The following is a 25,784-nucleotide window of genomic DNA, read 5'->3' as shown; positions in this document are numbered from 1 at the left end:
ACGGACACCTAAAAACGGCGGAGCCAATCATGGTCCGGGTGAAGCAACATCAGGTGACGAACCAGCCAGACTCGCTCCACTGCAGGTAAATCAGGCAAGCAATGGCTGAAATCAATCTGATCTTTGCCGCGCGTGTGTTTTGCCTTGAACAAGAGGATGGCGGCCGGTCGCAGATACGGGATGCCGTCGGCGCTGCGCAGCACCATCTCGGCGCGTGGGTAGACAATCGACGGATCGCGTTTATAGACCCAGTTATCCGTGGTTCCGGGCTCGATCATCACGTCCACGCGCCACGCCTGAGCAGTACGGTCATACGCCCAGACCTGAAAAACATCTTCTGCGGGCAGGCAATCAGCGCACAGAAACTGGAACATGCCGTCTTTCACGGCATAGAACTCCAGGCCCCAAAGCGCCTTACGAAAACAAACGAAATCCCCCCGCAGCACAGTGAATTCCAGATCACTGTGGGCGCGGGTTTGCGTCCCGTGCCATAAGTCCAGCGCCCAGCCGCCGACCACACACCACGGGCGATTGACCGTGCTCAGGCGTCGCGCCAAGTCGTCCGGGCTCCAGGGTTGCCATTGCTCTTGATCCGGTATCTGCGGATGGCCTGTGGTCATGTCTGGCGCTCGTTGTTTGGCTGAGGGGCGTTGGTGTTGCGCCATTCGAACGACTTTCGCCACCCGGCTCAAGCATTTTTATCAGCTAGCCTGAATGCACCTCCAGGTTGCCGAAAGCCTGAAAGCCTCAGCCCTGCTCAAGGTGCATTGACCACCACATACGTCACATCACTGCCCTGATACTGCGGCTGGTACCAGGTCGAGCCGCATTGCATGTAGGCAACGTTGTAGCGAATCACCTGCACGCAACTGCTGGGCATTTGCGCCGGGGTGAAAATCGAGCCAACCACCGCCGCCGTCACCGCGACCGTTGCCGTCACGGCTGCTGCCGTCGCAATTGGATGGTAGTTATCGTCGTAGCCATAACGGCCATGGCCGTCGACATCGATGTCGACATCGCGGTGATTGTCGATATTGACGTTACGGTTGACGTTGCGATTGCTGTTATTGACGTAGGTGCGGTTGCCGACGTTATTGCCGGCATTGACCCGATTGCCCGAATTGACCCGATTGCCAGCGGCGACATTGTTGGTGCGCTGCGGAGCGTTGATTCGCTGCGCCCGTTGCGCATTCGGTGCTGGCGCGCGGTTGACGTTGGCGCGGGCATGCCCTTGGGCACGTTGCGGCCGGGCGTCGGCCTCGGCGACATAACCTGTGGTCAACAGCGTTGCGGCGGCCAGCGACAACAACAGACTCCACGTCATCGACTTGTTCATGTCACTGCCCTCCCTGATCGCTGGCTTTTTTAAACGCAATCGCCACATCGCCCTTGCCCGGTTTGAAGGTAAACAACGTGTCCGGGATGTTTGGCTTGAGGTTCCACTGATACACCGCGCTGTACTCGGGATAGCTCTTTTCGTCCGTGGTGGTGATCACCAGTTTGCACGGCAAGGGTTTGTCGGAGCGGGTCAGCCACAGTTGCCAGTCGATGCCTTCCTGGCGAAACGCCAAGTGGTCGCAGAGTTGGCCCTTGATGATCGACGGGCCTACGTACAACGCAGCTTTCAAGGCATCGATCTGTGCCTGATCGCTGCCGAACAGAAACAGATCCTCCATCGGCACCTGCACACCGTAGAAGTTCTCGACCCTGTGCAGGGTTTCCGCCACGGTGGCCGGGGCATCGACGGTGGTGTAGTACTTCAGGTACGGCGAATACTGGGTGAGTTTTTTGCCGTTGTAGAAGAACTCGCGGGTGCGCACGTCGCCTTCGCTTTTCGCGTACAGACGATCGTGGCCGACCACTTTCAGGGTGTTGGCAGACTCCGTCTTGATCTTCTGCCCGGACTCCAGGACCGTGTCGCGCGAGACCTGGGCATCTACCTGAAATTTCGGCAGGCTGCGTAGGTAATTGCCCATGTCGATGAGTTTGTCGACCACTTGCGGATTGATCAGTGGCGCGTCGTCGGTAGCCTCGGGCGCCGGGCTGGCTGGCGGGTCTTCGGCGCGCACGGGCGGCGCGAGAACCAGCGTGAACATCAGGCAGACAATACTGGCTGGGGTTTTCATCGGTTCCGCTCCTGTCCCTGCGTTGGGCGTTGCGCCCCGAGGGCGACTGACTGACCAGCCTAGCCGTCCGTGTGGGTGTGCGCCAATTAGCCCCAGCAACAAATCGCTGTGGCGACACTCCTTTGAACGACAGTCACTGATCCTTCGGTGCTTGCGCAGGCGCCGTGAGCGATGAATGGTTGTCAGATTCCCTCGTACCGATAAATGTCACGACAGATTTTCTCTGCTCGGGTCATCCAGAAGCTGTGTGACGTTGGCCGGCTGATACACCCAACCGATGAACAGCTCGTAACCGACCGCCAGAATCACCGGGCCGGTGAACAAGCCGATGATGCCGCTGGTGACCATGCCGCCGAGTGCGCCGATCAGCACCACCGGCATTGGCACCGCGACGCCGCGCCCAAGCAGCATGGGTTTGAGCACGTTGTCGGAGAGCCCGGCAATAATGATCCACACGGTGAAGATCACCGTGCTGGCACTGACGCCATCCTGCGCGAAAACGTAGATCACCACGGGCACGGTAATCAGCAGAACCGGCAATTGCATGATGCCCAGCAGCAGCACCATCAAAGCCAGAATACCGGCGGCCGGAATCCCCATGATCACCAGCGCGACACCGATCAGCAGCATCTGGATAAACGCGATCCCCACCACGCCTTGCGCCACGGCGCGGATGGTCGCGGTGCACAATTCAGCAATCTGCGGGCCGCGCACCGGCCCGGAAATCCGCGTGGTGATCGCTATCGCGGTGCGATGCCCGAGCTCACCGTTTTTCATGATCAGGCCAGCAACGATCAAGGCCACGACAAACACCACAATCCCCGCGCCGACACCAGCCGCTTGATGCAGCAGCACTTTGCCCCAGTTGCTCAGGTGCGGCGCCAGCTCTTTGAAGGCCCAGCTCAAATCCTGCGAGGCATGCTGCCAGATGCCAAACAACGGCGCGCCAATCAATGGCCAGCTCTCGACGCTGGCCGGTGGCGGCGGAATCTCGAACTGCCCCGCCTCCATCGCGTGCATGCCGACCTTCACCGAATCGGCAACGGAAGCGCCGAGCAGGCTCAGCGGCACCATCAGAATCAACAGCCCTAGGAGCACCAGAATGATCGCCGCCCAGCCGTAGCGATTGCCCAGTTTGCGTCCCAGTGTCTGATTCAGTGGGTACAGGGTGATCGCGAGGATCAATGCCCACAGCATGACGTTGAGGAACGGATGGAAGATGTCGAAACAGAACAGCACCAGCGTGGCGATCAGCCCGGCGCGGATCAGCACGTCCAACAAAGCTCTGGAACTGTTGAAGGCAATGAGTGGCTTTTCTTCCATCTCGGTTTCTCCCGATGCCCGTTTTCCGTCAGTGCGCTGAGACTAGAACACATTCCCGCAGTCGTCGCACTTTCCCGCCAGGTCCGTTTAGCGGAGATTGGCGTGGCACCATCATCGCGTTAAGTTTATCTTTGCGTGGAATTTTTACCGGGTGAGCTGGACTGGCCACTACCGCTGCCAGTCTTGTGCGGGCCCGCGAATAGGACAATGGACTTGTTTTGCACAATGGCAGACTCGCCGTACTGCAATCGCATGCCGTACTGAGCATTCGGTAGATATCGGTGCTGACAACTAATTTTTTGAGAGTTTTTATGAGTGTCAAGGATGCTGTTCTCAAATACTGCTCCAGCTTCAAAAACAATCAGGGAAAGAACGAAGACGCTAAAGAGTTTTTTGCTCGGGTGTTGATCGCAACGCTTACGATTGGTATCACACCCTTGTTTCTCTGGACTGTGTACAGCGACAGCGAAAAATTAAAGTCTAACTTGGCTTTCATTGATATAAACAGAGCCTTGAATGATTACCAACCGCTCTCCATTTCAGATATTCGACAACAAATGAGCCCGCAAAGCGCCGAAATCACCAGGCAGTTTGGTGGGGGCAACATGGTTATTATTCTCCCGAGCGACCCCAAGTCAGATTTTTTTCTGGTGAATTATCCCAACAAACTTGACGATCAATTCAACTACCCAAGCCATGGAAGTGGCGGAACAACCACCAAGGAAATTCAGTACCTGAATAATCCTATGGGAAGGTACTTTCTCGACTTTACGATCAAAGATTGGAACTTATTGATTGATCGAAGTTACATGTTCTCAGGTGGAGCAACAGCCAACGTTAATCGAAGCGGTTTCGATGATGATCAATCGGTCGCTTTTTTGAGACCGGAGTCACCCGTTGATTTCACAGCGTATTCCCAGCGAGTACCTTACTCGACCACACTGCAGGAACTTAATCAGTGGGGGTTTTTTCATGAAATGACCCATGCACATGACAAAGCCATCCACACGCGCAATTACCTGGATACAACAAAAAAGTATGGGATGGACATTGATGAGGACACGGGGCAGCTCATTGCGGAATCAAACGCTGATGTAGGTGCTGCGCTGATAACGCTCCGCGTCACCGAAAACATGGACACTTTCAAATCGTTGATACGCCCTATGAGATTTCTGAATGCGAAAGATAAAATCCATAGTACTCAACATGTATCTGCCGCTGTGCTGAAAGGTGTGTTTTTAGAAGATGTCAAGGACAGAACCGACATTGAGTTGATGAGTTTGGCTGAGCAACTTGTGGACCTCTATGTAGTCCAGGAAGTAAAAAAATACCAAGAGGTAAATTGCTGGCTGTCTTCAACCAGCCTGTTGGACCACCTACTGAACAAGAAAGCTGGAATGCTTTACTACAGGACGGACATGATGAATGAAAGCTCATCAGCAATTGAGGCGTCACTGCAGAATCTCTTGTATCAGGGAAAGTTGAGCGAGCACTTGCCTGCGCTAAGCACGTCGATACTATGGCATATCTTTAAATTTTTTGACTACACCATGTTGAGAGCTTATTGGAAAGCAACTCAGAGCAGCGTCTTTACTAAAGAAGCAAGTTTCCATCCTGAGGTATTTGCGAAGGAGATGAACTTTGAGATAGATTACTCGTCTCAAGAGCGCAAAGATCAGAACAGCAAAAAACTTCATGACTATTACATAGGCGTGACCAGTGATCGGCTGGGTTTTGATCAGAAAGGCATCATCAGCAGTCGATTGAAACTGGAAAGAGAAAAGTTCGGTGCGATGAAGGCTGGATCTAAGCAAAGCCCCCATGAAAACGCGCTAAAGATGCAGCCTGAAAAAAAAGAATAGTCCAGTTTTCTGCGTGAGACTCATTGCAATTAGATCGGCATTGTCAGTGCGTCGAACGCTTTCATGGATTTCACTGATTTTGCATTTTGAAAAAATAACCTCCAGCCGAGATTAAAACTGTTGGCTTTCGATGGGACTGTTTTTCTCTAGCGTCCGTGCACTGCAAAAAAGTCAAAGAATAACGCTTCGCAAGCACTTGAGAGTCAATCACCAATTGACTCTCAAGTGCTTGCGGCATGCATTTTTTCGCCGAAAGGGTGAATCAGGAAAGCGCTTATGCAGGTTTCAGGTGGGCGCGGAAGATCAAATGTAGGTGCGCAGCAGGCCTGTCTTTTTTGCATCAAAACAAGGGCCGCTGCGCGCCCTGTCGGGAGCAAGCTCCCTCGCCACAGATTTACGCGTTAGCGCTCCAGCATGCCGTGACACAACAGGTGCAGAACCCTGCGCATGTGCAAGCCGTGCGCGGTTCTGTCCGGGACTTCTTGCGTCGCCAGGCGAATGAACGCCATGTTCGCGTACTGATTGAACAGCGTCGCCACGACGTCGAGATCAATCGATTCGCGCACTTTGCCAGCCTGTTGGAAATGTAGAAGCAGCGTCTTGGTCTCTTCGATCACCGCCGCGTTCCATGGACTCATCGCTTCGGCCAATTCACCGGTCAACAGAAACGGCGCCAATTCGCGCCACAACGAAGCCGGCATCGCCTGTAGCTGGTAATCGGTCATCAGCCCTTCGAACTCGCACAGCGCCTCCAGGGGATCGCTGTTCTCGTCCAGATTCGCCCGCGCCTCGCGCATGGCTTGTTCGTCAGGTTGCTTGAGCAACGCCAGCAATATCTCCTGCTTGCCGCCGAAGTAATTCACCACGGTCGGGGCGGAGACGCCTGCCTGTGCGGCGATCTGCTCCAGTGTAGTGGCCGCGAAGCCGTTGCGTTTGAACAACTCGAGCGCCGCTTCGGCAATCACCTGCCGGCGCTGTTCCTTCTGCCGCTCTCTGAGTCCGCTCATGTTGCCTCTGATGATCCTTGCCAATGGCGATCAGCCTACGGAGATATTTTTTCACCGACAAATATTTTCTTTACAAAAATATTTTAAGGTGACAAAACTTTACTCGTGCAGCGTTGCACTCACCCGCTCAATGTCCCGGAGATCCGCCATGTCCGCCGAATTCGATTCGACCCGCACTACCCGCGATTACCAAGCCTCTGACGCTGCCCACCACATCCACGCGTTCGTCGATCAGAAGGCTCTCAACGAGGAAGGCCCGCGGGTGATGGTCAGCGGTGATCGTCTGGCACTGTGGGACAACGACGGCAATCGTTATCTGGACGGCATGTCCGGGCTGTGGTGTACCAATCTCGGCTACGGCCGCAAAGACCTGGCCGCAGCCGCGACCGCACAGCTGGAACAACTGCCCTACTACAACATGTTTTTCCACACCACCCACCCGGCGGTCATCGAGCTGTCCGAGCTGCTGTTCAGCCTGCTGCCCAAGCACTACAGCCACGCGATCTACACCAACTCCGGTTCTGAAGCCAACGAGGTGCTGATCCGCACCGTGCGCAAGTTCTGGCAGGTGATGGGCAAGCCCGAGAAGAAAATCATGATCGGCCGCTGGAACGGCTATCACGGCTCGACCCTCGCGGCGACGGCGCTGGGCGGCATGAAATTCATGCACGAAATGGGCGGCACCATCCCGGATGTCGCACACATCGACGAGCCGTACTGGTTTGCCCACGCAGGCAACCTCAGCCCGGAGGCGTTCGGCCTGCAAGCGGCGCGGCAACTGGAAGACAAGATTCTTGAACTGGGCGCCGACAAGGTCGCAGCCTTCGTCGCTGAGCCGTTCCAGGGTGCGGGCGGCATGATCATTCCACCGGCCACCTACTGGCCCGAGATTCAGCGTATCTGCCGTAAATATGACGTGCTGCTGTGCGCTGACGAAGTGATCGGCGGGTTCGGCCGCACCGGCGAATGGTTCGCGCATCAGACCTTCGGCTTTGAGCCCGACACCCTGTCGATCGCCAAGGGCCTGACCTCGGGTTACATCCCTATGGGTGGCCTGATTCTGTCGCGGCGCATGGCCGAGGCGCTGGTGGAAAAAGGCGGCGTGTTTGCGCACGGGCTGACCTATTCCGGCCACCCGGTGGCGGCTGCGGTGGCGATTGCCAACCTCAAGGCGTTGCGCGATGAGGGCGTGGTTGCGCAAGTGAAGGCCGATACCGGGCCGTATCTGCAGAATTGCCTGCGCGAAGTGTTCGGCAATCACCCGTTGGTCGGTGAGATTCAGGGTGTGGGGTTGGTGGCGGCGTTGCAGTTTGCCGAGGACAAGGCCAGTCGCAAGCGCTTTGCCAATGAAAACGACATGGCCTGGCGCTGCCGTACGATTGGCTTTGAGGAGGGATTGATCATTCGCTCGACCTTGGGCCGGATGATCATGGCGCCGGCGTTGATTGCCACACGCACGGAGCTGGATGAGTTGATCGACAAAACACGGATTGCCGTGGATCGCACGGCGCGCGAGTACGGCGTCCTCTAATACCCATGTAGGAGCTGCCGCAGGCTGCGATCTTTGGTTCTTGTCTTAAAAACAACATCAAAAGATCGCAGCGTGCCGCAGCTCCTACAGGTATTCCCCCGGCCGTTATTGGCGGCCAAAGATCAATCCTTCGTCACTGCGCAATACCCATGTAGGAGCTGCCGCAGGCTGCGATCTTTTGTTCTTGTCTTAAAAACAACATCAAAAGATCGCAGCGTGCCGCAGCTGCTACAGGTGTCCGTCCATTATTTATTGGCGGACAAAGATGGATCGCGGCGATTACTCCGTGCGCCGCTTGGTGTTAAATAGGCGCCAGTCTTAACCTTGTCGCTTAAAGCCGTGCAACGAGAACCGATATGAACACCCCTTCCAAGAAAAGCACCCACATTCAAACGGCGGTGACCGCATGATCGAAGTCACCGAAGTGTCCATTGCCCAACTGCGCGCAGCACTGGAGTCCGGCCAGACCACCGCCGTTGAACTGGTGCAGGCCTACCTTGCGCGCATCGACGCCTACGATAGCGCCGACACCCCGACCGCGCTGAATGCCTTGGTGGTACGCAATCCCGAAGCCCTGAACGAAGCGCAAGCCGCCGACGCCCGCCGGGCCAAAGGCGAAACCCTTGGCCCGCTCGACGGCATTCCCTACACCGCCAAAGACAGTTATCTGGTCAAGGGCCTGACCGCCGCGTCGGGCAGCCCGGCGTTTGCCGATCTGGTCGCGCACCGCGACGCGTTCACCATCGAGCGCCTGCGCGCGGCCGGGGCGATTTGCCTGGGCAAGACCAACATGCCGCCGATGGCCAATGGCGGCATGCAGCGCGGCGTTTATGGTCGCGCTGAAAGTCCGTACAACGCCGATTACCTGACCGCGCCGTTTGCGTCTGGCTCGTCCAACGGTGCCGGCACGGCGACGGCGGCGAGTTTTGCCGCATTCGGCCTGGCCGAAGAAACCTGGTCGAGTGGTCGTGGCCCCGCTTCAAACAATGGCCTGTGCGCCTACACGCCGTCGCGCGGTGTGATTTCGGTGCGCGGCAACTGGCCGCTGACGCCAACCATGGACGTGGTTGTACCTTACGCACGGACCATGGCCGACCTGCTGGAAGTGCTCGACATTGTTGTTGCCGAAGACCCGGACACCCGTGGCGATCTGTGGCGCCTGCAACCGTGGGTGCCGATCCCCAGCGTCAACTCCGTGCGCCCTGCCGCTTACGCTGAGCTGGCGGCCGATGCCAAGGCGTTGGCCGGCAAGCGTTTCGCCGTGCCGCGCATGTTCATCAATGCCGACCCTGAAGCGGGCACCAGCGAGGCGCCGGGCATCGGTGGCCCGACTGGCCAGCGCATCAACACCCGCGAGTCGGTTATTGATCTGTGGAAACAGGCCCGTCAGGCCCTCGAAGCTGCTGGTGCCGAAGTCATCGAAACCGACTTCCCGCTGGTCTCCAATTGCGAGGGCGACCGTCCGGGCGCACCGACTGTGTTCACCCGGGGCCTGGTGTCGAAAGAGTTTCTCCACCACGAACTGTGGGACCTGACTGCCTGGGCGTTTGACGATTTTCTGCGCGCCAACGGCGATCCGAAACTCAATCGTCTGGTCGACGTCGACGGGGCGAAGATCTTCCCGCACGAACCGGGCACGCTGCCCAACCGTGAAGGTGATCTGGTGGCCGGCATGGACGAATACGTGCGCATGGCCGAACGCGGCATCACCCCGTGGAATGAGATTTCTACAGTACCGGACGGCCTGCGCGGTCTGGAGCAGACCCGGCGTATCGACCTCGAAGACTGGATGGATAAGCTGGGTCTGGACGCCGTGCTGTTCCCGACGGTCGCCGATGTGGGCCCGGCGGATGCGGACGTCAATCCTGCGTCGGCGGACATTGCCTGGAGCAACGGCATCTGGGTCGCCAACGGCAACCTTGCGATCCGCCACCTCGGCGTGCCCACCGTGACCGTGCCGATGGGCGTGATGGCCGACATCGGCATGCCGGTCGGTCTGACCTTCGCTGGCCGCGCCTACGACGACTCGAGCCTGCTGCGCCTGGCCGCCGCATTCGAGTCAACCGGCAACAAGCGCCAGATCCCGCCCCGTACCCCGCCATTGTCGTAACGCGGTAAAAAGGTGTGTCAGTCGACAAAAATGTTGCCTGACACACCGCGATCGCTGGCAAGCCAGCTCCCACAGGTTTCTGCTCCCGCCACAAAGTCTTCATTCAACGCAAATCCGTGTAGGAGTGAGCCTGCTCGCGATAGCGCTGAATCAGCTTGGATGAATGTGGCTGACACACCGCCATCGCTGGCAAGCCAGCTCCCACAGGTTTCTGCTCCCGCCACAAAGTCCTTATTCACCCCAAACCCCTGTAGGAGTGAGCCTGCTCGCGATAGCGCTGAATCAGCTTGGATGAATGTGGCTGACACACCGCCATCGCTGGCAAGCCAGCTCCCACAGGTTTCTGCTCCCGCCACAAAGTCCTTATTCACCCCGAACCCCTGTAGGAGTGAGCCTGCTCGCGATAGCGCTGAATCAGCTTGGATGAATGTGGCTGACACACCGCCATCGCTGGCAAGCCAGCACCCACAGGTTTCTCTTCCCGCCACAAAGTCTTCATTCAACGCAAATCCGTGTAGGAGTGAGCCTGCTCGCGATAGCGCTGAATCAGCTTGGATGAATGTGGCTGACACACCGCCATCGCTGGCAAGCCAGCACCCACAGGCTTCTGTTCCCGCCACAAAGTCTTCATTCAACGCAAATCCGTGTAGGAGTGAGCCTGCTCGCGATAGCGCTGAATCAGCTTGGATGAATGTGGCTGACACACCGCGATCGCGAGCAGGCTCACTCCTACAAGAGATTGTGTGTGGCCATTAATCTTGAGCCCCCCCTGAATCCCTGTGGGAGCTGGCTTGCCAGCGATGGCGTCAGCACTGCCACAGCAAGTCAGCACATCGGCTCAATCGCGTTCCCTGAAACTTCACGATCATCCAGGTCACCTTAATTGCCGCTGGCCACTGACCATGATCGACCGCGCCCCCTCGCGCCTTACCTTGCTCGCGCTGCTCTGCGGTTTGAGCGCAACGGCTGCCGCTGAAGGTTTTCTCGATGACGCCAAAACCGAAGTGCTCAGCCGCAATTTCTATCTGAGCAACGACTACCGCTCGCACTCACCCTCCGGGAAAAACTACAAACAGGAATGGGCTCAGGGGTTTATCGGCACCTTCTCATCCGGTTTCACACCGGGAGCGGTTGGTTTCGGCGTCGACGCGCACGCCTTTTACGGCTTGAAACTCGACGGCGGCAAAGGCCATTCCGGCACGGGGCTGCTGCCGGTGGACAGTGACGGGCGCAGCGAAAATGACTATTCCAGCGCCGGCGGTGCCCTCAAGTTGAGGGCCTCACGCACCACCCTCGCTTTCGGCGAAATGACCGTGGAAACCCCGGTCTTCGACACCTCAGACAAACGCCTGCAACCGGAATACGCCACAGGCTTTCTGCTCAACAGCCGCGAGATCGACAATCTGAACCTGGTGGCCGGCCACTTCACCGCGTTCAAAAATCAGGACAGCTCATCCGGCAAAGGCGACTTTTACGGCTATGGCGCCAATACCGAAGCCGGCGGTATCAGCTTTATCGGCGCCGATCTGTTCCCTGACAGCGCTTTCGGCGGCGCGCTCTACGCCTCCGACCTGAGTGACACCTGGCACCAGTACTACGCCAATCTGCATTTCAAACAATCCGGCGTGTTGCTCGACGCCAACCTTTATCACACCCGCGACACCGGCCGAGCGCTGGCCGGCGCCATCGACAACACTGCGTTCAGCCTGTCCGGCAAATACGCCTTCGGCCCCCATGCGCTGCTGCTCGGCTGGCAGCGCATCAATGGCGACACGCCGTTTGATTTCGTCGGCGGCGACTCGATCTACCTCGCCAACTCGATCAAATACGCCGACTTCAACGGCGCCCACGAACGCTCCTGGCAGGTGCGCTATGACCTCGACCTCGGCGCCTTCGGGGTTCCCGGTCTGGGCTTCATGACCCGCTACGTTTCCGGCAGCCACATCGACGGCACCCATGCGCCTCAGGGCGGCGCCTACAACCCGTTTGATGCCGACAGCGGTGAGTTCCAGCCGCAGCAAGGCGATGGCGGCAAACATTGGGAGCGGGATATTGATTTGAAATACGTCGTCCAGTCAGGCACGGCGAAAGACTTGTCGGTGCAGCTCTCCCACGTCAGCCACCGCGCCAATGACGCACAGGCCGGCGATGACATCGACCGCATCTACGTGGTGATCCAATACCCATTGGCGTTCTGAAACACCCGCCTGAATCTATGGTGTCTGCGTGGCTTCATCGATGTTTTCCAGCCAGAGCGGGTCGATCAGATTGCCGCCATATTCCGGCTTCATCTCGACCTCCTCGTGTTCGATCAGGCCCTTGTGATTGAAGTAGACGATGTAGCGCGTAAAACCTTCCGGAAAGTGCTTATCGGCATAGAGCGTCGCCCCGGCGGGCAGAACGTAGCGGGTGCCGTCGCCATCGATTCCGCCGATGTACAAGGGTTCGGTGGTTTTGATCATGGGCATGCCGCGCGTCGCCGAGGCGTGTATCACCACAAAGTAAAGCCACGCCGCAGCATTCGCGCACACCAACAGAATGAAAAAAAGCACTGTGCTTCGGGTTGTACTTCTCAAGCGAATCTCCGGCAGTCCATTGTCAGGATTGGCGGATATTACCAATGTAGGCGCCGCCGCAGGCTGCGATCTTTTGATCTCGCAAATATGGCGGAAGGCAGCCGGAGTCGAACCTGCCCGGGAACGGATGCCGTCCCCAACCGGGTTTGAAGCCCGGCCGCGCCACCGGGCGCGATTGCCTTCCTTGAACTCAGTGCGCGTCGGCGCTGGCCAACGCGTTGTCGTAGCGGATTTGTCGTGATTCGCCGCTGCGCCGGGTCAGGCCGATACGGTCGAAGTATTCGAGGAACTGAATACAGCGTTTGCGTCCCAAGCCTAGCGCATCGCGGAAGGTTGTCACCTGGATCTGCGGATTTTCCTTGGCGAGATTGAGCAACACGTCAGCCATTCGGCGCAGTTGCACATCAGTCAAAAACAGGTCGCGCACCACTTGATGCATCAGGCCCAGCCGCGCCAGTTTGCGCAGCAGCAGGCGCACCACCGCGTCGTCCTGGCCAAGCGCTTTGGCCGCGTCACGTACCCACGGCGGGTCGAAGCCACCGTGTTCAAACACCGGTTGCAGTTGTTGCCAAAGCATTTCGTCCTCGGTATTCAAACGTACCTGATGATCCGGCAGGTGCAGCCACGGGCCGCTGGCGGTGATCGCGCCGGTGTCGCGCAATTCATCGAGCAGGCGGGTGAACGTCGAACGTTCCAGCGGCAACGCACTGAATCGCCTCAGACGATCACGGTCCGGCCCCATTTGATCGGGCTCCAGCACATGAAACTTTGCCAGTTGCTCCAGCAGGGTGAATTTCAACTGCCCCCACCGCTGCACGTTGAACAGCACCGGGCCTTGACGGGTGTCGATCAACCGCACGTTTTCCGGCAGCGCCCACGTTGAACGCAGGCGATTGAATTGACGTTCCAGCCGTTGCGGATCAAGACCGCCCGCGCTGTGATCAAGCAACACGGGCAACACCTGTTCGAAGCTTTCGCTACTGGCCAGGGCCTGAAGTTGCGCCAGTCGTTCGGGGCTGCGGCGTTGTCGGGCCGGGGCAAACGGGTCGAGTACCCGGCCGCCACCGAGGGTGCGTTGCGCGCTGGAATCGCGCAGGATCAGCCGATCGCCCTGCACCGCGTGAACCGGCGCGTTGATCAGCAGCTGCGCGAACATGCGCGCGCCGGGACTCAAACGCGATCCTTCGAGCAACGCGACTCGCGCGATGACATCCTGCGTGCCGAGGTGTACGTGGACGGGGTGAAAATGTTCGAACGTGCGCTCGCCGGGCAACAGCTGGAATTCGATGTCGATGCGCTGAGTCGGTGCATATAGCCACTCCGCCAGCAGCCATTGGCCGCGATGGATCTGCGCCAGTTCAAGGCGTTCACCGCTGAGGTTCAAGGCAACCCTCTGCCCGGCGAAGGCCTGCTCGGCAGTCTGGTTCTGCGCGTGCAAGCCGCGCACCCTGACCAATTTGCCGGACGGTGCGAGTGTGAGTTTATCGCCCACTGAAACCTCACCGGACAACGCCGTGCCGGTCACCACAATCCCGGCGCCGGCAACGCTGAACACACGGTCGATGGCCAGGCGAAAACCACCCTCGTGACTGCGCACCTGCACGTCACGTTGCACCTGCAATAACGCCTCGCGCAGCTGATCAACGCCCTGCCCGCTGACGCTCGAAACAATCACGATTGGCGCCTCGGCGAATGGCGCGGCTTCCAGCAGATCAAGCACCTGGCGCTGAACCTCCTCCACCCTGCCCGCCTCGACCCGATCGCATTTGGTGATCGCCACCAGCGCCCGGGGAATGCCGAGCAATTCGACAATCGCCAGATGTTCGCGGGTTTGCGGCATCACGCCGTCATCCGCCGCGACCACCAGCAACACCAGATCGATGCCCTGCGCGCCGGCAAGCATGTTGTGGGTGAATTTCTCATGACCGGGCACGTCGATAAACCCGGTGAGGCCCGCTCCCGGTTCGAGTTCGGCATAGAGATAACCGAGGTCGATGGTCATGCCGCGCTCGCGCTCCTGCGGGCGGCGGTCGCCGGTTTGCCCGGTCAGGGCTTGCAGCAGCGACGTCTTGCCGTGGTCGATGTGCCCCGCCGTGCCGACGATCACCGATCGACCTGCAAGTGTGGCAACTGCGCGAGCCACGCCGGCTCATCGTCGAGTTGGCGCAAGTCCAGCCACAGCGCATCGTCGTCGATTCGCCCGAGCACCGGGATCGGCAGCCCGCGCAATGCGACTTCAAGATTCAACAGGTAACGCCCGCGCAAACGCTTCGACACCTGCGGGCGCATGCACAGCGCCGCGCTCGGCAAGCGTGCCACCGGTTGGCTGCCGCTGCCAATCATGCCCAAGGCGTGCACGGCACTGACCGTCCAGGTTTCCCCCAGCACGTCAGCCAGCGCCGGTTGCAAGCGTGAGGCCTGCGCGAAGATGTCGGCCTGCGGGCGCGTCAGCAGGCGCAAACTCGGCAAGCGCTCAGCGAGGCGATCCGGATCGCGGTACAGACCGAGCACCGCTTCCAGCGCCGCCAAAGTCAACTTGTCGACCCGCAATGCGCGTTTCAGCGGGTTCTTCTTGATCTTCGCGATCAACTCTTTGCGCCCGACAATCAACCCGGCCTGCGGCCCACCGAGCAGCTTGTCGCCGCTGAAGGTGACGATGTCCGCGCCGTCGAGCAACGCCTGGCGAACCGTCGGTTCTGCCGGCAACCCCCAACGCGTCAGATCGAGCAGACTGCCGCTGCCCAGATCCTCCAGCAACGGCAAGCCATGCCGATGCGCCAACTCGGCCAGCTCGGACGTGGGCACCCGCGCGGTAAAACCTTCGATGCTGTAGTTGCTCGCGTGCACGCGCATGATCAAACCGCTGCGTGGGTTGATCGCCGCTTCGTAGTCTTTGGCATGGGTGCGATTGGTGGTGCCGACCTCATGCAGACGCACGCCGGCGCGGGCCATGATGTCGGGGATGCGAAACGCGCCGCCGATTTCGATCAACTCACCGCGCGAGATGATGCCTTCCTTGCGCGCGCCCAGGCTGTTGAGCGTCAGCAGCACGGCGGCGGCATTGTTATTGACCACGGTGACGGCTTCGGCGCCGGTCAGTTCGCGAATCAGGCCTTCGATCAGATCATCGCGATCGCCGCGTTTGCCGCTGGCCAGATCGAATTCCAGATTGAGCGGATAACGCGCGGCCATTTGCACGGCGTCGATGGCTTCGTCGGGCAACAACGCGCGGCCAAGATTGGTGTGCAGCACCGTGCCAGTCAGGTTAAACACCCGGCGCACGTTGCTGCGTTGTTGCTGCGCCAAGCGTTCGCCGACACGACCGGCGAGCACTTCGGGGCTGATTTCGACGGCTGACAGTTGCCCGTCCAACACGCCGGGGCGCAATTCATCGAGCAACTGTCGCAAACTGGCCAGCAGCGACTCACGTCCGTGGCGCTCAAGTAAAGGCACACACGCGGGGTGACGTAACAAACCATCAATGGAAGGTAACCGCAGGGACATCAGCCACTCCTGGAGACAGATCACTGCGCCAGAGTGTAGACGCTCAGATCATTCGTCTCCCGGAGCCAGCAACAGATTCGGTGCCAGACGCTGATAACCGTCCTGGGCCAGACGCATGTCCAGAAGCAGACTGCTCAAATCAGCCGACAACGCCTCCGCATCGGCATCGTTTTCCAGATACACCAGTTTCAGATAACTGTTACAGCCCGGACAGACCTCCGCCCTTATCGGTGCCTGATTGGCGGCATGGCGATCATCCTCAAGGCTGAAATAGTCCAGGCCCTTGCTCGACTCGCAATACACGCATTTGACCCGCACCACATGCCATTCGCAGGCGCACAAAGAACAGACCAGATAGCGCAAACCGTTGTGCTTGCCGCGATGACGGATCACCCCGGCCATCGCCGGTGAACCACAGGCCGGGCATTGGCTGAGGCTGTCGCCGGGTTTCAATTGCAGATTCGGCGCACTGAGGAGCCAGTGACTCCAGGCCGTTTGCAGTGCTGCGCCGAGGAACGGCACCAGTTGCGCCGGCACCATTGAATATTGGCCGCTGACCAACGCCACGGCCCACGAACGTAACTGCCCGGTACTGGCGACCCGCAACGTCGTCAGCGCATCGACCACTGCAGGCTGCTCATCAGGGACATAACGTTGCAACAGAGCCTCAAGATACGCCTGCCAGGCGTCTTCGCGGATCAACGTATCAGCAGCAAACGGCGGCAAACCATGCTGCTGACACGCCTCGATGCGTTGTTGATCAAACGGCGCCGTCAGCGGCGGATCGTCGAAAACCTGCTGCTGCACCCGGCACAACCCGGCGATCAGTCGCAGGTAATCAGCCAGCGCATGCCCTTCGGCCAATTGCTCCAGTCGATCAGCCCGCAGCGCAAACAGGTTCGAAGGCGGCAGATGCAGAAACGGCGGCGAACTCGCCGCCGCCTCGATTTCCCCAGGTTCCAGAATGGTTGGCAAAAGTCAGCCCTTTTTGGTGATCGGTCGCTCCGGCACGTCCGGTTGGCGTTCATCGCGTGTAATCTCGCGATACCACAGTTCATGGTGTTTCTTCGCCCAGGCGCGGCTGACCCAGCCGTGCATCATCGCGTCGACCGAGCCCTTGATCCACAGCCCGGCGTAGATGTGAATGATGATGCTCAGCACCAGAATGAATCCGGCCAGCGCGTGCAACAGCATCGCCCAACGAATCACCGTGATGCCGAAATACGCACTGAACCAGGCGCGCCAGATCACCAGCCCGGTGAACAGCAACCCGAGCATGCACAGCAGTAAAGTCCAGAACAGCAGCTTCTGCCCGGCGTTGTACTTGCCTACCGGCGGCACGCTTTCTTCATCGTTGACCAGCACCCGATCGATGCGGCGCAGCCATTTCCAGTCATTGTTGATAAAGAAGTTCGCACGCCAGAAACGAAACACCAGGCCGAGGAACAACACAAACATCGCGATGCCCATGTAAGGATGCAGAATCCGCGTCCACGGCCCGCCGCCGAACAGGTTGCTCAGCCAGAACAGCGACGGATGAAACAACGCCAGCCCGGACAGCCCGGCCATGAAAAACAGGATCGCCACCAGCCAGTGATTGGTACGCTGGTTGGCGGTGTAGCGCAGGATCGTCTTGTTGCTCATGGCCGGTCCTCCCCGCGTGGATCGAAGGTGTGTACCGCCGGGTCAACGACATGCACCGAGGTATCGGGTGGTGTTGGATGTTCATCTTCTTCGACGCGATTCGGGCCGATGCGCACGTAATGGAAGAACCCGGCCAATACCGCCGCGCCCATGGCCAGCAGGCCCAAGGGTTTGCTGATGCCTTTCCACAGGCCAACCAATGGGCTGATCGCCGGATCCTGCGGCAGGTTGGCGTAGATCGTTGGCGTGTCGGCGTGGTGCAACACGTACATCACATGGGTGCCGCCAACGCCCGCCGGGTCATACAGCCCGGCGTTTTCGAAACCACGGCTTTTCAGGTCGACGATGCGTTCGGCGGCGTGTTCCTTCATGTCTTCCTTGGTGCCGAAGACGATGGCGCCGGTCGGGCAGGTTTTTACGCAGGCCGGTTCCAGCCCCACCGCCACACGATCCGAACACAAGGTGCATTTGTAGGCCTTGTGGTCTTTCTGCGAAATGCGCGGGATGTTGAACGGGCAACCGGTGATGCAATAACCGCAGCCGATGCAGTGATCCTGATCGAAATCGACGATGCCGTTGGCGTGCTTGATGATCGCGCCGGGACTCGGGCACGCCGCCAGACAACCGGGCTCGGCGCAGTGCATGCAGCCGTCCTTGCGGATCAGCCATTCGAGGTTGCCGGCGTCGGTTTCGTGTTCGGTGAAGCGCATCAACGTCCAGGTTTCCGCGCTCAGATCCTGCGGGTTGTCGTAAGTGCCGTGGTTGTGGCCGACCTCGTCGCGCAGCTCGTTCCATTCCGAGCAGGCCACCTGGCAGGCCTTGCAGCCGATGCATTTGGTGGTGTCGATCAGCTTGGCGACGGCCTCCTGATTCCGCACCGACGGCGGCACCGTCGTGGTGGCCGAGCGGGCAATGATGTCTTGGCTGGCCATTTAAAGATTCTCCATCAGAGCTTCTCCACGTTGACCAGGAATGACTTGGATTCCGGGGTCTGTGTGTTGCCATCGCCGAGGAACGGCACCAGGGTGTTGGTCAGGTAACCGTGACGCGTCAGGCCGGTGAAACCCCAGTGCAGCGGGATGCCGATCTGATGCACGATCTGGCCGTTGACCTGCAGCGGCCGGATCCTCTTCGTCACCACCGCCACCGCTTCGATAAAGCCGCGTTTGCAACTGACGCGCACGCGATCACCGGCAGCAATGCCCTTCTCTTTCGCCAGCACCTCGCCGATTTCCACGAACTGTTCAGGTTGAGCAATCGCGTTCAACTTGCAGTGCTTGCTCCAGAAGTGGAAATGCTCGGTGAGCCGATAACTGGTGCCGGCGTACGGGAAGTCCTTGGCCTCGCCGAGGGTTTCCCAGACCGAATCGAAGATCCGCGCCGCCGGGTTGCTGGTGGCTTTCTTGTTTTGCGGGTGCAACGGGTTGATGCCGATTGGCGTTTCGAACGGCTCGTAGTGCTCGGGGAATGGGCCTTCGTTCATCTTGTCGACGGCGAAGAATCGCGCCACGCCTTCGGGGTTCATGATGAACGGGTTCATCCCGGCTTCTGGTGGCACGTCGGCCTTGTAGTCCGGCACGTCGGTGCCGCCCCAGGCTTTGCCGTTCCACCAGACCAGACGTTTTTTCGGGTCCCATGGTTTGCCGGACACATCGGCCGAAGCGCGGTTGTAGAGAATCCGCCGATTCGCCGGCCACGCCCACGCCCAGCCCAAATGCTGGTGCATGCCATACGGATCGGCATTGTCGCGCCGCGCCATCTGGTTGCCGGCCTCAGTCCAGCTACCGGCGAAAATCCAGCAGCCGGACGCGGTGCTGCCGTCATCCTTGAGCAAACCAAACCCGGCGAGTTGTGAGCCGGCCTTGACCGCGACGCCAGTGGCATCGGTGAAATCGGCGACAGCGCTGCCGTTGATTTCCTTGGCCAGTTCCTCCGGCGAAGGCTCGTCGGGGATCTTGTACGGCCACGTCAATTTCAGCAGCGGATCAGGGAATTTGCCGCCCTCGGCCTGATAGCGCTTGCGCAGGCGCAGGAACATCTCGGCCATGATGCGAATGTCGGTCTGCGCTTCGCCCGGGCCATCGGCGCCTTTCCAGTGCCATTGCAGCCAGCGGCTGCTGTTGACCAGCGAGCCGTCCTCTTCGGCAAAACAGGTGGTGGGCAGGCGAATGACTTCGGTCTGGATGTCGGCGCTTTTCACATCGTTGTACGGCCCGACGTTGTGCCAGAACTCCGAGGTCTCGGTGGCCAGCGGGTCCATCACCACCAGCCATTTCAATTTCGCCAGGGCACCCATCACGCGGTTTTTGTCCGGCAGCGCGGCGATCGGGTTAAAGCCCTGGCAGAAGTAGCCGTTGACCTTGCCCTGGCTCATCAGGTCGAACATCTTCAGAACGTCGTAGTTGGGAATGTCGAGTTTCGGCAAATGGTCATAGCACCAATTGTTCTCGACCGTGGCGTTGGCGCCGTACCACGACTTCATCAGGCTGACGTGGAATTTGCTGTAGTTCTGCCAGTACGACAGTTGGCCCGGTCTAAGCGGAACCTGCGTGCGCTTGTGGATGAACTGACCGTAGTCCTGCTCGCTGTCCTGACCCAAAGTCAGATAGCCCGGCAGCGCATTCGAAAGCAGGCCCAGATCCGTCAGGCCCTGAATGTTCGAGTGACCGCGCAAGGCGTTGACCCCGCCGCCCGGCATGCCAACGTTGCCTAAAAGCAGTTGCACCATCGCCGCGCTGCGAATGATCTGCGCGCCGATCGAGTGCTGGGTCCAGCCGAGGGCGTAGAGAATCGTCATGGTCTTGCCCGGAATCGAGCAGGTGGCGATTTCGTCCCAGATTTTCTGCATGGCATCAACCGGCATCCCGCAAATCTGGCTGGCGAGGTCGATGTTGTAGCGGCTGTAATGCACCTTCATCAATTGATAGACGCAGCGCGGGTGTTGCAGGGTCGGATCGACTTTGGCAAAGCCGTCGTCGCCCATCTCGTAACCCCAACCGGATTTGTCGGTGTAGCTGCGCTTGGCCACGTCGTAGCCGCTGAAGATGCCGTCTTCGAAGCCGTAGCCTTCTTTGACGATGAACGAGACGTCGGTGTAATTGCGCACGTACTCGTGCTGGATTTTGTCCTCGGTCAGCAGGTAGTTGATCAGCCCGCCCATGAAGGCGATGTCGGTGCCGGTGCGGATTGGCGCGTAGTAGTCGGCCACCGAAGCGGTCCGGGTAAAACGCGGATCAACCACGATCAGCCGCGCAGCGTTGTGCGCTTTGGCCTCGGTCACCCATTTGAAGCCGCACGGATGCGCTTCTGCTGCGTTGCCGCCCATCACCAGGATCAGATTCGCGTTGGCGATATCGGTCCAGGTGTTGGTCATGGCACCACGGCCGTACGTCGGGGCAAGACTTGCCACCGTCGGGCCGTGTCAGACACGCGCCTGGTTATCGAACCCCAGCATGCCGAGACTGCGAATCACCTTTTGGGTGATGTAACCGGCTTCATTGGACGCCGCCGACGCGGCGAGGAACCCGGTGGTCAACCAGCGATTCACCGTTTGCCCATTGGCATTTTGTTCGATGAAATTGGCGTCGCGGTCGATCTTCATCAGGTCGACGATGCGATCAAGCGCTTCGTCCCAACTGATCCGCGTCCATTCACTGCTGCCGGGCTTGCGTGTTTGCGGGTAGAGCAAACGGCCGGGGCTGTGAATGAAGTCGAGCAGACCCGCGCCTTTCGGGCAGAGGGTGCCGCGATTGACCGGGTGGTCGGCGTCGCCCTCGATGTGAATGATGCTTTGCGCTACGTTCTTCGCAGTATCGCCCTGGCTGTACATGATCAAACCGCAACCGACCGAGCAATACGGGCAGGTGTTGCGGGTTTCATGGGTGTGGGCAAGCTTGAAGTGGCGCACCTGCTCGGCGAAGGCTGGCGTCGGGGCCATGCCCAACGCGCCCAGGCTCGAGCCTGCAAGGCCGATACCGGCGACCTTGAAGAACTGACGACGGCTGAGATCCATCGTGCACTCCTGATCAGGTGGAACCCGGTACTTGTGCCGGGTTTTATCTGGACAAACACGGTTGCGGCAAATGTGCTGCCGACCTTTTCACTGTAGACAAAGACCACACGATCCGTGTGAAAACCGACCGTCGGCCGCATGTCGGCACTCCCACTAACAACTGCAATCCCTGTGGGAGCTGGCTTGCCAGCGATCGCGGTTGGTCAGTCACCTACATTATTGGATATGCCGACGCCATCGCTGGCAAGCCAGCTCCCACAAGGTTTTGTGTGTTCCCGTAGGGTTGAGGGTTTATCATGGCCGGCAGAATCAACCCGCCTTGACGAGACCGCGCATGACTTTCGATTTTGATCAGCTATTCGACCGCCACAACACCGGCAGCACCAAATGGAGCCGTTACCCGGCCGAAGTGTTGCCGATGTGGGTTGCTGATATGGATTTCGCCGCGCCGCCGGTAATCATCGAAGCACTGCAACAGCGCCTGCTGCACCCGCTGGTGGGTTACAGCGTGGCGCAGGACAACTTGCGCGAAGCGATCGTCGCTGACCTCTGGGCCAAGTTCGCCTGGAAGGTCAAGCCGCAGGAGTTGATCTTCATGCCGGGCGTCGAGTCCGGTTTCAACATGGCGCTGAAGGCGTTGGTACAACCGCAGCAGAACGTTGTGGTGCAGGTACCGAACTATCCGCCGCTGCGGCATGCGCCGGGGCATTGGGGTTTGAACAAGGTCGAGCTGGAGTTCGACGCGCAGGCAGACGGCACCTATTTAACCCCGCTGGACGTGCTGCGTGAATCGCTGAACGGTGGTGGCGCCCTGCTGCTGAGCAACCCGCACAACCCGATCGGCAAAGTCTTCGGCCGCGAAGAACTGCAAGCCGTAGCGGATATCTGCGTGGCGCAGGACGCATGGATCATCTCCGACGAGATCCATGCCGAGCTGTGCTTCGACGGTCGTACGCATATTCCGACCGCTTCGCTGAGCCCGGAAATCGCCCGGCGCACCATCACCCTGATGTCGGCGAGCAAGGCTTACAACATCGCCGGCCTGAAGACCTCGTTCATGATCATCGAGGACGCCGCCCTGCGCGAACGCGTCAACCACGCCCGCTGCGGCATGGTCGACAGCGTCAACCCGCTGGGCATGGAAGCGACACGCGTGGCGTATAGCGAAGGCGCGCCGTGGCTCGCTGCGCTGAAAACCTATCTGCAGGCCAATCGCGACTGGCTGGTTGAAGCCGTGCGCAGCCGTTTGCCGGGCGTGACGATCAATGTGCCGCAGGGGACTTATCTGGCATGGCTGGATTGTTCGGCGCTGGATCTGGACAACCCGCAGCAGTTCTTCCTCGAACAGGGCAAAGTCGGCCTCAGCGCCGGTGTGGATTTCGGTGACCAGCACCAACAGTTCGTGCGCCTGAACTTCGGCTGCCCGCGCTCGCTGCTGGAAGAAGGCATCGCCCGCATGGAACGTGCCCTGACTCACCGCGATACCTGAAATCACCACTAAACACTGTGGGAGCTGGCTTGTCAGCGATAGCGGTCTGACATTTAGCATGGATGTCTACAGATTCGCCGCCATCGCTGGCAAGCCAGCTCCCACAGGTTTTTCAACTGTCTGCAAGACCGTCGTAAATCCGATCGAACTCACGGCAAACCATCCGGGTCAACCGCCCATACCTGCCCTGAGACCTCGGAGACCCGCGATGACCGACTATCCAAAACCACCCTTCCCCGCGCAAACCCAAACCGTTCCCGGTTCGCAACGCAAAATGGAGCCGTACCCCGATTGCGGTGAGCAAAGCTATGTGGGTTCGGGGCGTCTGGCCGGCAAGATCGCCCTGATCACCGGGGCTGACAGCGGTATAGGCCGTGCAGTGGCGATCGCCTTCGCCCGTGAAGGTGCCGATGTTGCAATTGCTTATCTGAACGAGCATGAGGACGCCAAGGAGACCGCGCGCTGGGTTGAACAGGCTGGGCGCCAGTGCCTGTTGTTGCCCGGCGACATTGCCCAAAAAGCCCATTGCCAGGCCTTGGTCGACGACACCGTCGAGCGCTTCGGCCGCATCGATGTGCTGGTCAACAATGCCGCGTTCCAGATGACCCACGAAAACTTCGAGGAAATCCCCGACGAGGAATGGGTGATGACGTTCGACGTCAACATCACCGCGATCTTCCGTTTGTGCCAGGCGGCGATCAAACACATGCGCGCCGGTTCATCGATCATCAATACCAGTTCGATCAACTCCGACATGCCTAAGCCCACCCTACTCGCCTACGCGACCACCAAAGGCGCGATTGCCAACTTCACCGGTGGTCTGGCGCAGATGCTCGGGCCCAAGGAAATCCGCGTGAACTGCGTGGCACCGGGGCCGATCTGGACGCCGCTGATCGTCTCGACCATGCCCGACGAGGAAGTGCAGAACTTCGGTGCCGAAACCCCGCTCGGCCGCCCAGGCCAGCCGGTGGAAGTGGCGCCGATCTACGTGCTGCTGGCCTCGGACGAAGCCAGCTACATCACCGGCCAGCGCTACGGCGTGACCGGCGGCAAACCAATGCTCTAACACCATCCAATGTAGGAGCTGCCGCAGGCTGCGATCTTTTGATCTTGTTTTTAAAGGGCAATATCAAAAGATCGCAGCCTGCGGCAGCTCCTACAGGGGAAAATGGTCTCTGCAGGCGCCCGTCATTAATCACTGAAGGCGGCAAATCATGAGTTTTACTGTGTGGGTTGCCGTGCTCGGTGCCGTGCTGCTGACGTTGGCACTGACGTCTTCCTATCTGCGCTGGATGCCGGTGACGACATCGGCGGTGTGTCTGTTGCTGGGGATCGGTATCGGCCCCAGCGGTCTGGGCTTGCTGCAACTGTCGGTAGAAAACGCCTCATTGTGGATGGAGCACCTGACGGAAGTGGCGGTGCTCTTTTCGCTGTTTGTCTGTGGGCTGAAATTACGTTTGCCATTACGCGACAAGCGTTGGCGAATTGCTTTTGGTCTGGCCGGGCCGGTGATGGTGCTGACCATCGCCGGGGTTTGCCTGTTGCTGCATTGGGGCTTGCAGTTGCCGTGGGGGCCGTCGTTGTTGGTTGGCGCGATCCTGGCGCCGACCGACCCGGTGCTGGCCGCACTGGTGCAGGTCAATGACGCGCGGGATGTCGACAGAGTGCGCTTCGGTCTTTCCGGCGAGGCTGGTTTGAACGACGGCATCGCTTTCCCGTTTGTGATTCTGGGTCTGTTGCTGATCCACAGTGACGGCGACTGGCAGGGCTGGGTTTTGCGCAGTGTGCTGTGGGCCGTGCCCGCAGGGCTTTTGACCGGTTACTGGATGGGTCGCGGCATCGGTCGCGTGACCTTGTCACTGCGCATTCGCAATGATGACAGTACCTTGAGCCCCAATGACTATCTGGCCCTGTCGCTGATCGCATTGGCGTATGTCGGCGCTGAAGCCATTGGCGGTTATGGCTTTCTGTCGGTGTTCGCCGCCGGCCTCGGCCTGCGCCAGGTTGAAGTGAAATCCACCGGGGCCGGTCAGCCACCAGCCGAACACCTGGTGCAGCCGGTAGTCGGCCATCAGAACGTCGAACCGCAGCACGCCGTGCACGGCGACACCGAAAAGCTGGAAAGCAGCCAGGTCGCCGCCGGCATCATGATGGGCGACATGCTGTCGTTTGGCAGCCTGGTGGAACGCGCCATGGAGGTGTTTCTGGTGACGCTGCTCGGTGTGGTGCTGGTGGCTCATTGGGATTGGCGCGCGCTGGTGGTGGGCGGCGTATTGTTCTGCCTGATACGCCCGGCGTGCGTTGCCTTTATGCCGTGGGGCACCTTGCTGGAGGGACGGCAACGGCTGTTGATCGGCTGGTTCGGCATTCGTGGGATCGGTAGCCTGTTTTACCTGTTTTATGCGTTGAACGAGGGGCTGACCGGGTCGCTCGCGACGCTGTGCACTGACCTGACGCTATCGGTCGTGGCCCTGAGTATTTTGCTGCATGGCATCAGTACGCAACCAATCCTCGCGCGCTACGAACAACACAAAAACCGGTAGGAGCTGCCGCAGGCTGCGATCTTTTGATCTTGATCTTGATCTTGAAAAACAAAATCA

At 59.4% G+C, this 25,784-nt stretch carries 19 protein-coding genes and 1 tRNA gene; 7 read left to right on the top strand and 13 right to left on the bottom strand.

Going from position 1 to position 25,784, the window contains the following annotated elements:
- Positions 1 to 8: 8 nt before the first annotated feature.
- From EJA70_RS12325 to EJA70_RS12310, 4 genes are all read right to left on the bottom strand, one after another.
- Positions 9 to 620 (bottom strand): nucleotidyltransferase domain-containing protein, encoded by a 612-nt coding sequence (locus EJA70_RS12325; RefSeq protein WP_158830963.1) that lies wholly within the window; start codon positions 618 to 620, stop codon positions 9 to 11.
- Positions 621 to 757: 137 nt separating this feature from the next.
- The gene (locus tag EJA70_RS12320; protein ID WP_158830962.1) at positions 758 to 1,336 is read right to left on the bottom strand and encodes a hypothetical protein; all 579 of its coding nucleotides are present in this window, start codon (positions 1,334 to 1,336) and stop codon (positions 758 to 760) included.
- Position 1,337: 1 nt separating this feature from the next.
- Positions 1,338 to 2,126: a DUF2092 domain-containing protein gene (locus EJA70_RS12315; protein WP_158830960.1), complete on the bottom strand. Its 789-nt coding sequence runs from the start codon at positions 2,124 to 2,126 to the stop codon at positions 1,338 to 1,340.
- A gap of 207 nt (positions 2,127 to 2,333) precedes the next feature.
- Positions 2,334 to 3,449, bottom strand: a complete 1,116-nt coding sequence (locus tag EJA70_RS12310; protein WP_158830958.1) for an AI-2E family transporter — start codon at positions 3,447 to 3,449, stop codon at positions 2,334 to 2,336.
- A gap of 311 nt (positions 3,450 to 3,760) precedes the next feature.
- Between EJA70_RS12310 and EJA70_RS12305 the strand changes: the two genes are divergently transcribed.
- On the top strand, positions 3,761 to 5,311 hold the full coding sequence (locus EJA70_RS12305; protein ID WP_158830956.1) for a hypothetical protein: 1,551 nt from the start codon (positions 3,761 to 3,763) through the stop codon (positions 5,309 to 5,311).
- 401 nt (positions 5,312 to 5,712) lie between these two features.
- On the opposite strand, the gene EJA70_RS12300 is transcribed toward EJA70_RS12305, so the two are convergent.
- Positions 5,713 to 6,318: a TetR/AcrR family transcriptional regulator gene (locus EJA70_RS12300; RefSeq protein ID WP_158830954.1), complete on the bottom strand. Its 606-nt coding sequence runs from the start codon at positions 6,316 to 6,318 to the stop codon at positions 5,713 to 5,715.
- A 148-nt stretch (positions 6,319 to 6,466) separates the two neighbouring features.
- On the opposite strand from EJA70_RS12300, the gene EJA70_RS12295 reads away from it, so the two are divergent.
- From EJA70_RS12295 to EJA70_RS12285, 3 genes are all read left to right on the top strand, one after another.
- Entirely contained in the window at positions 6,467 to 7,849 is a 1,383-nt protein-coding gene (locus tag EJA70_RS12295) for an aspartate aminotransferase family protein (protein ID WP_158830952.1), read from the top strand.
- Between the two features lie 406 nt (positions 7,850 to 8,255).
- Entirely contained in the window at positions 8,256 to 9,959 is a 1,704-nt protein-coding gene (locus tag EJA70_RS12290; RefSeq protein ID WP_158830950.1) for an amidase, read from the top strand.
- Between the two features lie 902 nt (positions 9,960 to 10,861).
- Positions 10,862 to 12,157 carry an OprD family porin gene (locus EJA70_RS12285; protein WP_158830948.1) on the top strand — a complete coding sequence of 432 codons (1,296 nt, stop codon included), beginning with the start codon at positions 10,862 to 10,864 and terminating at the stop codon, positions 12,155 to 12,157.
- A gap of 15 nt (positions 12,158 to 12,172) precedes the next feature.
- On the opposite strand, the gene EJA70_RS12280 is transcribed toward EJA70_RS12285, so the two are convergent.
- From EJA70_RS12280 to fdnG, 8 genes are all read right to left on the bottom strand, one after another.
- A complete protein-coding gene (locus EJA70_RS12280; RefSeq protein WP_158830946.1) occupies positions 12,173 to 12,427 on the bottom strand; it encodes a hypothetical protein in 255 nt (84 codons plus the stop codon).
- 196 nt (positions 12,428 to 12,623) lie between these two features.
- Positions 12,624 to 12,719, bottom strand: a tRNA-Sec gene (locus EJA70_RS12275).
- A gap of 6 nt (positions 12,720 to 12,725) precedes the next feature.
- Positions 12,726 to 14,642 carry a selenocysteine-specific translation elongation factor gene (gene selB / locus EJA70_RS12270; RefSeq protein ID WP_158831041.1) on the bottom strand — a complete coding sequence of 639 codons (1,917 nt, stop codon included), beginning with the start codon at positions 14,640 to 14,642 and terminating at the stop codon, positions 12,726 to 12,728.
- Positions 14,639 to 16,042, bottom strand: coding sequence for an L-seryl-tRNA(Sec) selenium transferase (selA, locus tag EJA70_RS12265; protein ID WP_178116851.1), 1,404 nt, complete (start codon positions 16,040 to 16,042; stop codon positions 14,639 to 14,641). The genes selB and selA overlap by 4 nt, the downstream gene beginning before the upstream one ends.
- A 45-nt stretch (positions 16,043 to 16,087) precedes the next feature.
- A complete protein-coding gene (gene fdhE, locus EJA70_RS12260; RefSeq protein ID WP_158830942.1) occupies positions 16,088 to 17,014 on the bottom strand; it encodes a formate dehydrogenase accessory protein FdhE in 927 nt (308 codons plus the stop codon).
- A 3-nt stretch (positions 17,015 to 17,017) separates the two neighbouring features.
- Positions 17,018 to 17,683: a formate dehydrogenase subunit gamma gene (locus EJA70_RS12255; protein ID WP_158830940.1), complete on the bottom strand. Its 666-nt coding sequence runs from the start codon at positions 17,681 to 17,683 to the stop codon at positions 17,018 to 17,020.
- Positions 17,680 to 18,615: a formate dehydrogenase subunit beta gene (gene fdxH, locus EJA70_RS12250; protein ID WP_008082738.1), complete on the bottom strand. Its 936-nt coding sequence runs from the start codon at positions 18,613 to 18,615 to the stop codon at positions 17,680 to 17,682. Before fdxH ends, EJA70_RS12255 begins: the two co-directional genes overlap by 4 nt.
- A 14-nt stretch (positions 18,616 to 18,629) precedes the next feature.
- Complete coding sequence (gene fdnG / locus EJA70_RS12245) at positions 18,630 to 21,695, bottom strand: formate dehydrogenase-N subunit alpha (protein WP_158830938.1); 3,066 nt, start codon at positions 21,693 to 21,695, stop codon at positions 18,630 to 18,632.
- Between the two features lie 334 nt (positions 21,696 to 22,029).
- On the opposite strand from fdnG, the gene EJA70_RS12240 reads away from it, so the two are divergent.
- From EJA70_RS12240 to EJA70_RS12230, 3 genes are all read left to right on the top strand, one after another.
- The gene (locus EJA70_RS12240) at positions 22,030 to 23,184 is read left to right on the top strand and encodes a MalY/PatB family protein (protein WP_158830936.1); all 1,155 of its coding nucleotides are present in this window, start codon (positions 22,030 to 22,032) and stop codon (positions 23,182 to 23,184) included.
- A gap of 208 nt (positions 23,185 to 23,392) precedes the next feature.
- A complete protein-coding gene (locus tag EJA70_RS12235; RefSeq protein WP_158830935.1) occupies positions 23,393 to 24,250 on the top strand; it encodes a glucose 1-dehydrogenase in 858 nt (285 codons plus the stop codon).
- A 148-nt stretch (positions 24,251 to 24,398) separates the two neighbouring features.
- Complete coding sequence (locus tag EJA70_RS12230; RefSeq protein WP_158830934.1) at positions 24,399 to 25,727, top strand: sodium:proton antiporter; 1,329 nt, start codon at positions 24,399 to 24,401, stop codon at positions 25,725 to 25,727.
- Positions 25,728 to 25,784: the final 57 nt, after the last annotated feature.

This window comes from Pseudomonas sp. PB103 (assembly GCF_009764635.1).
Classification (GTDB): domain Bacteria; phylum Pseudomonadota; class Gammaproteobacteria; order Pseudomonadales; family Pseudomonadaceae; genus Aquipseudomonas.
This window is presented reverse-complemented; position numbering and strand designations above follow the sequence as displayed.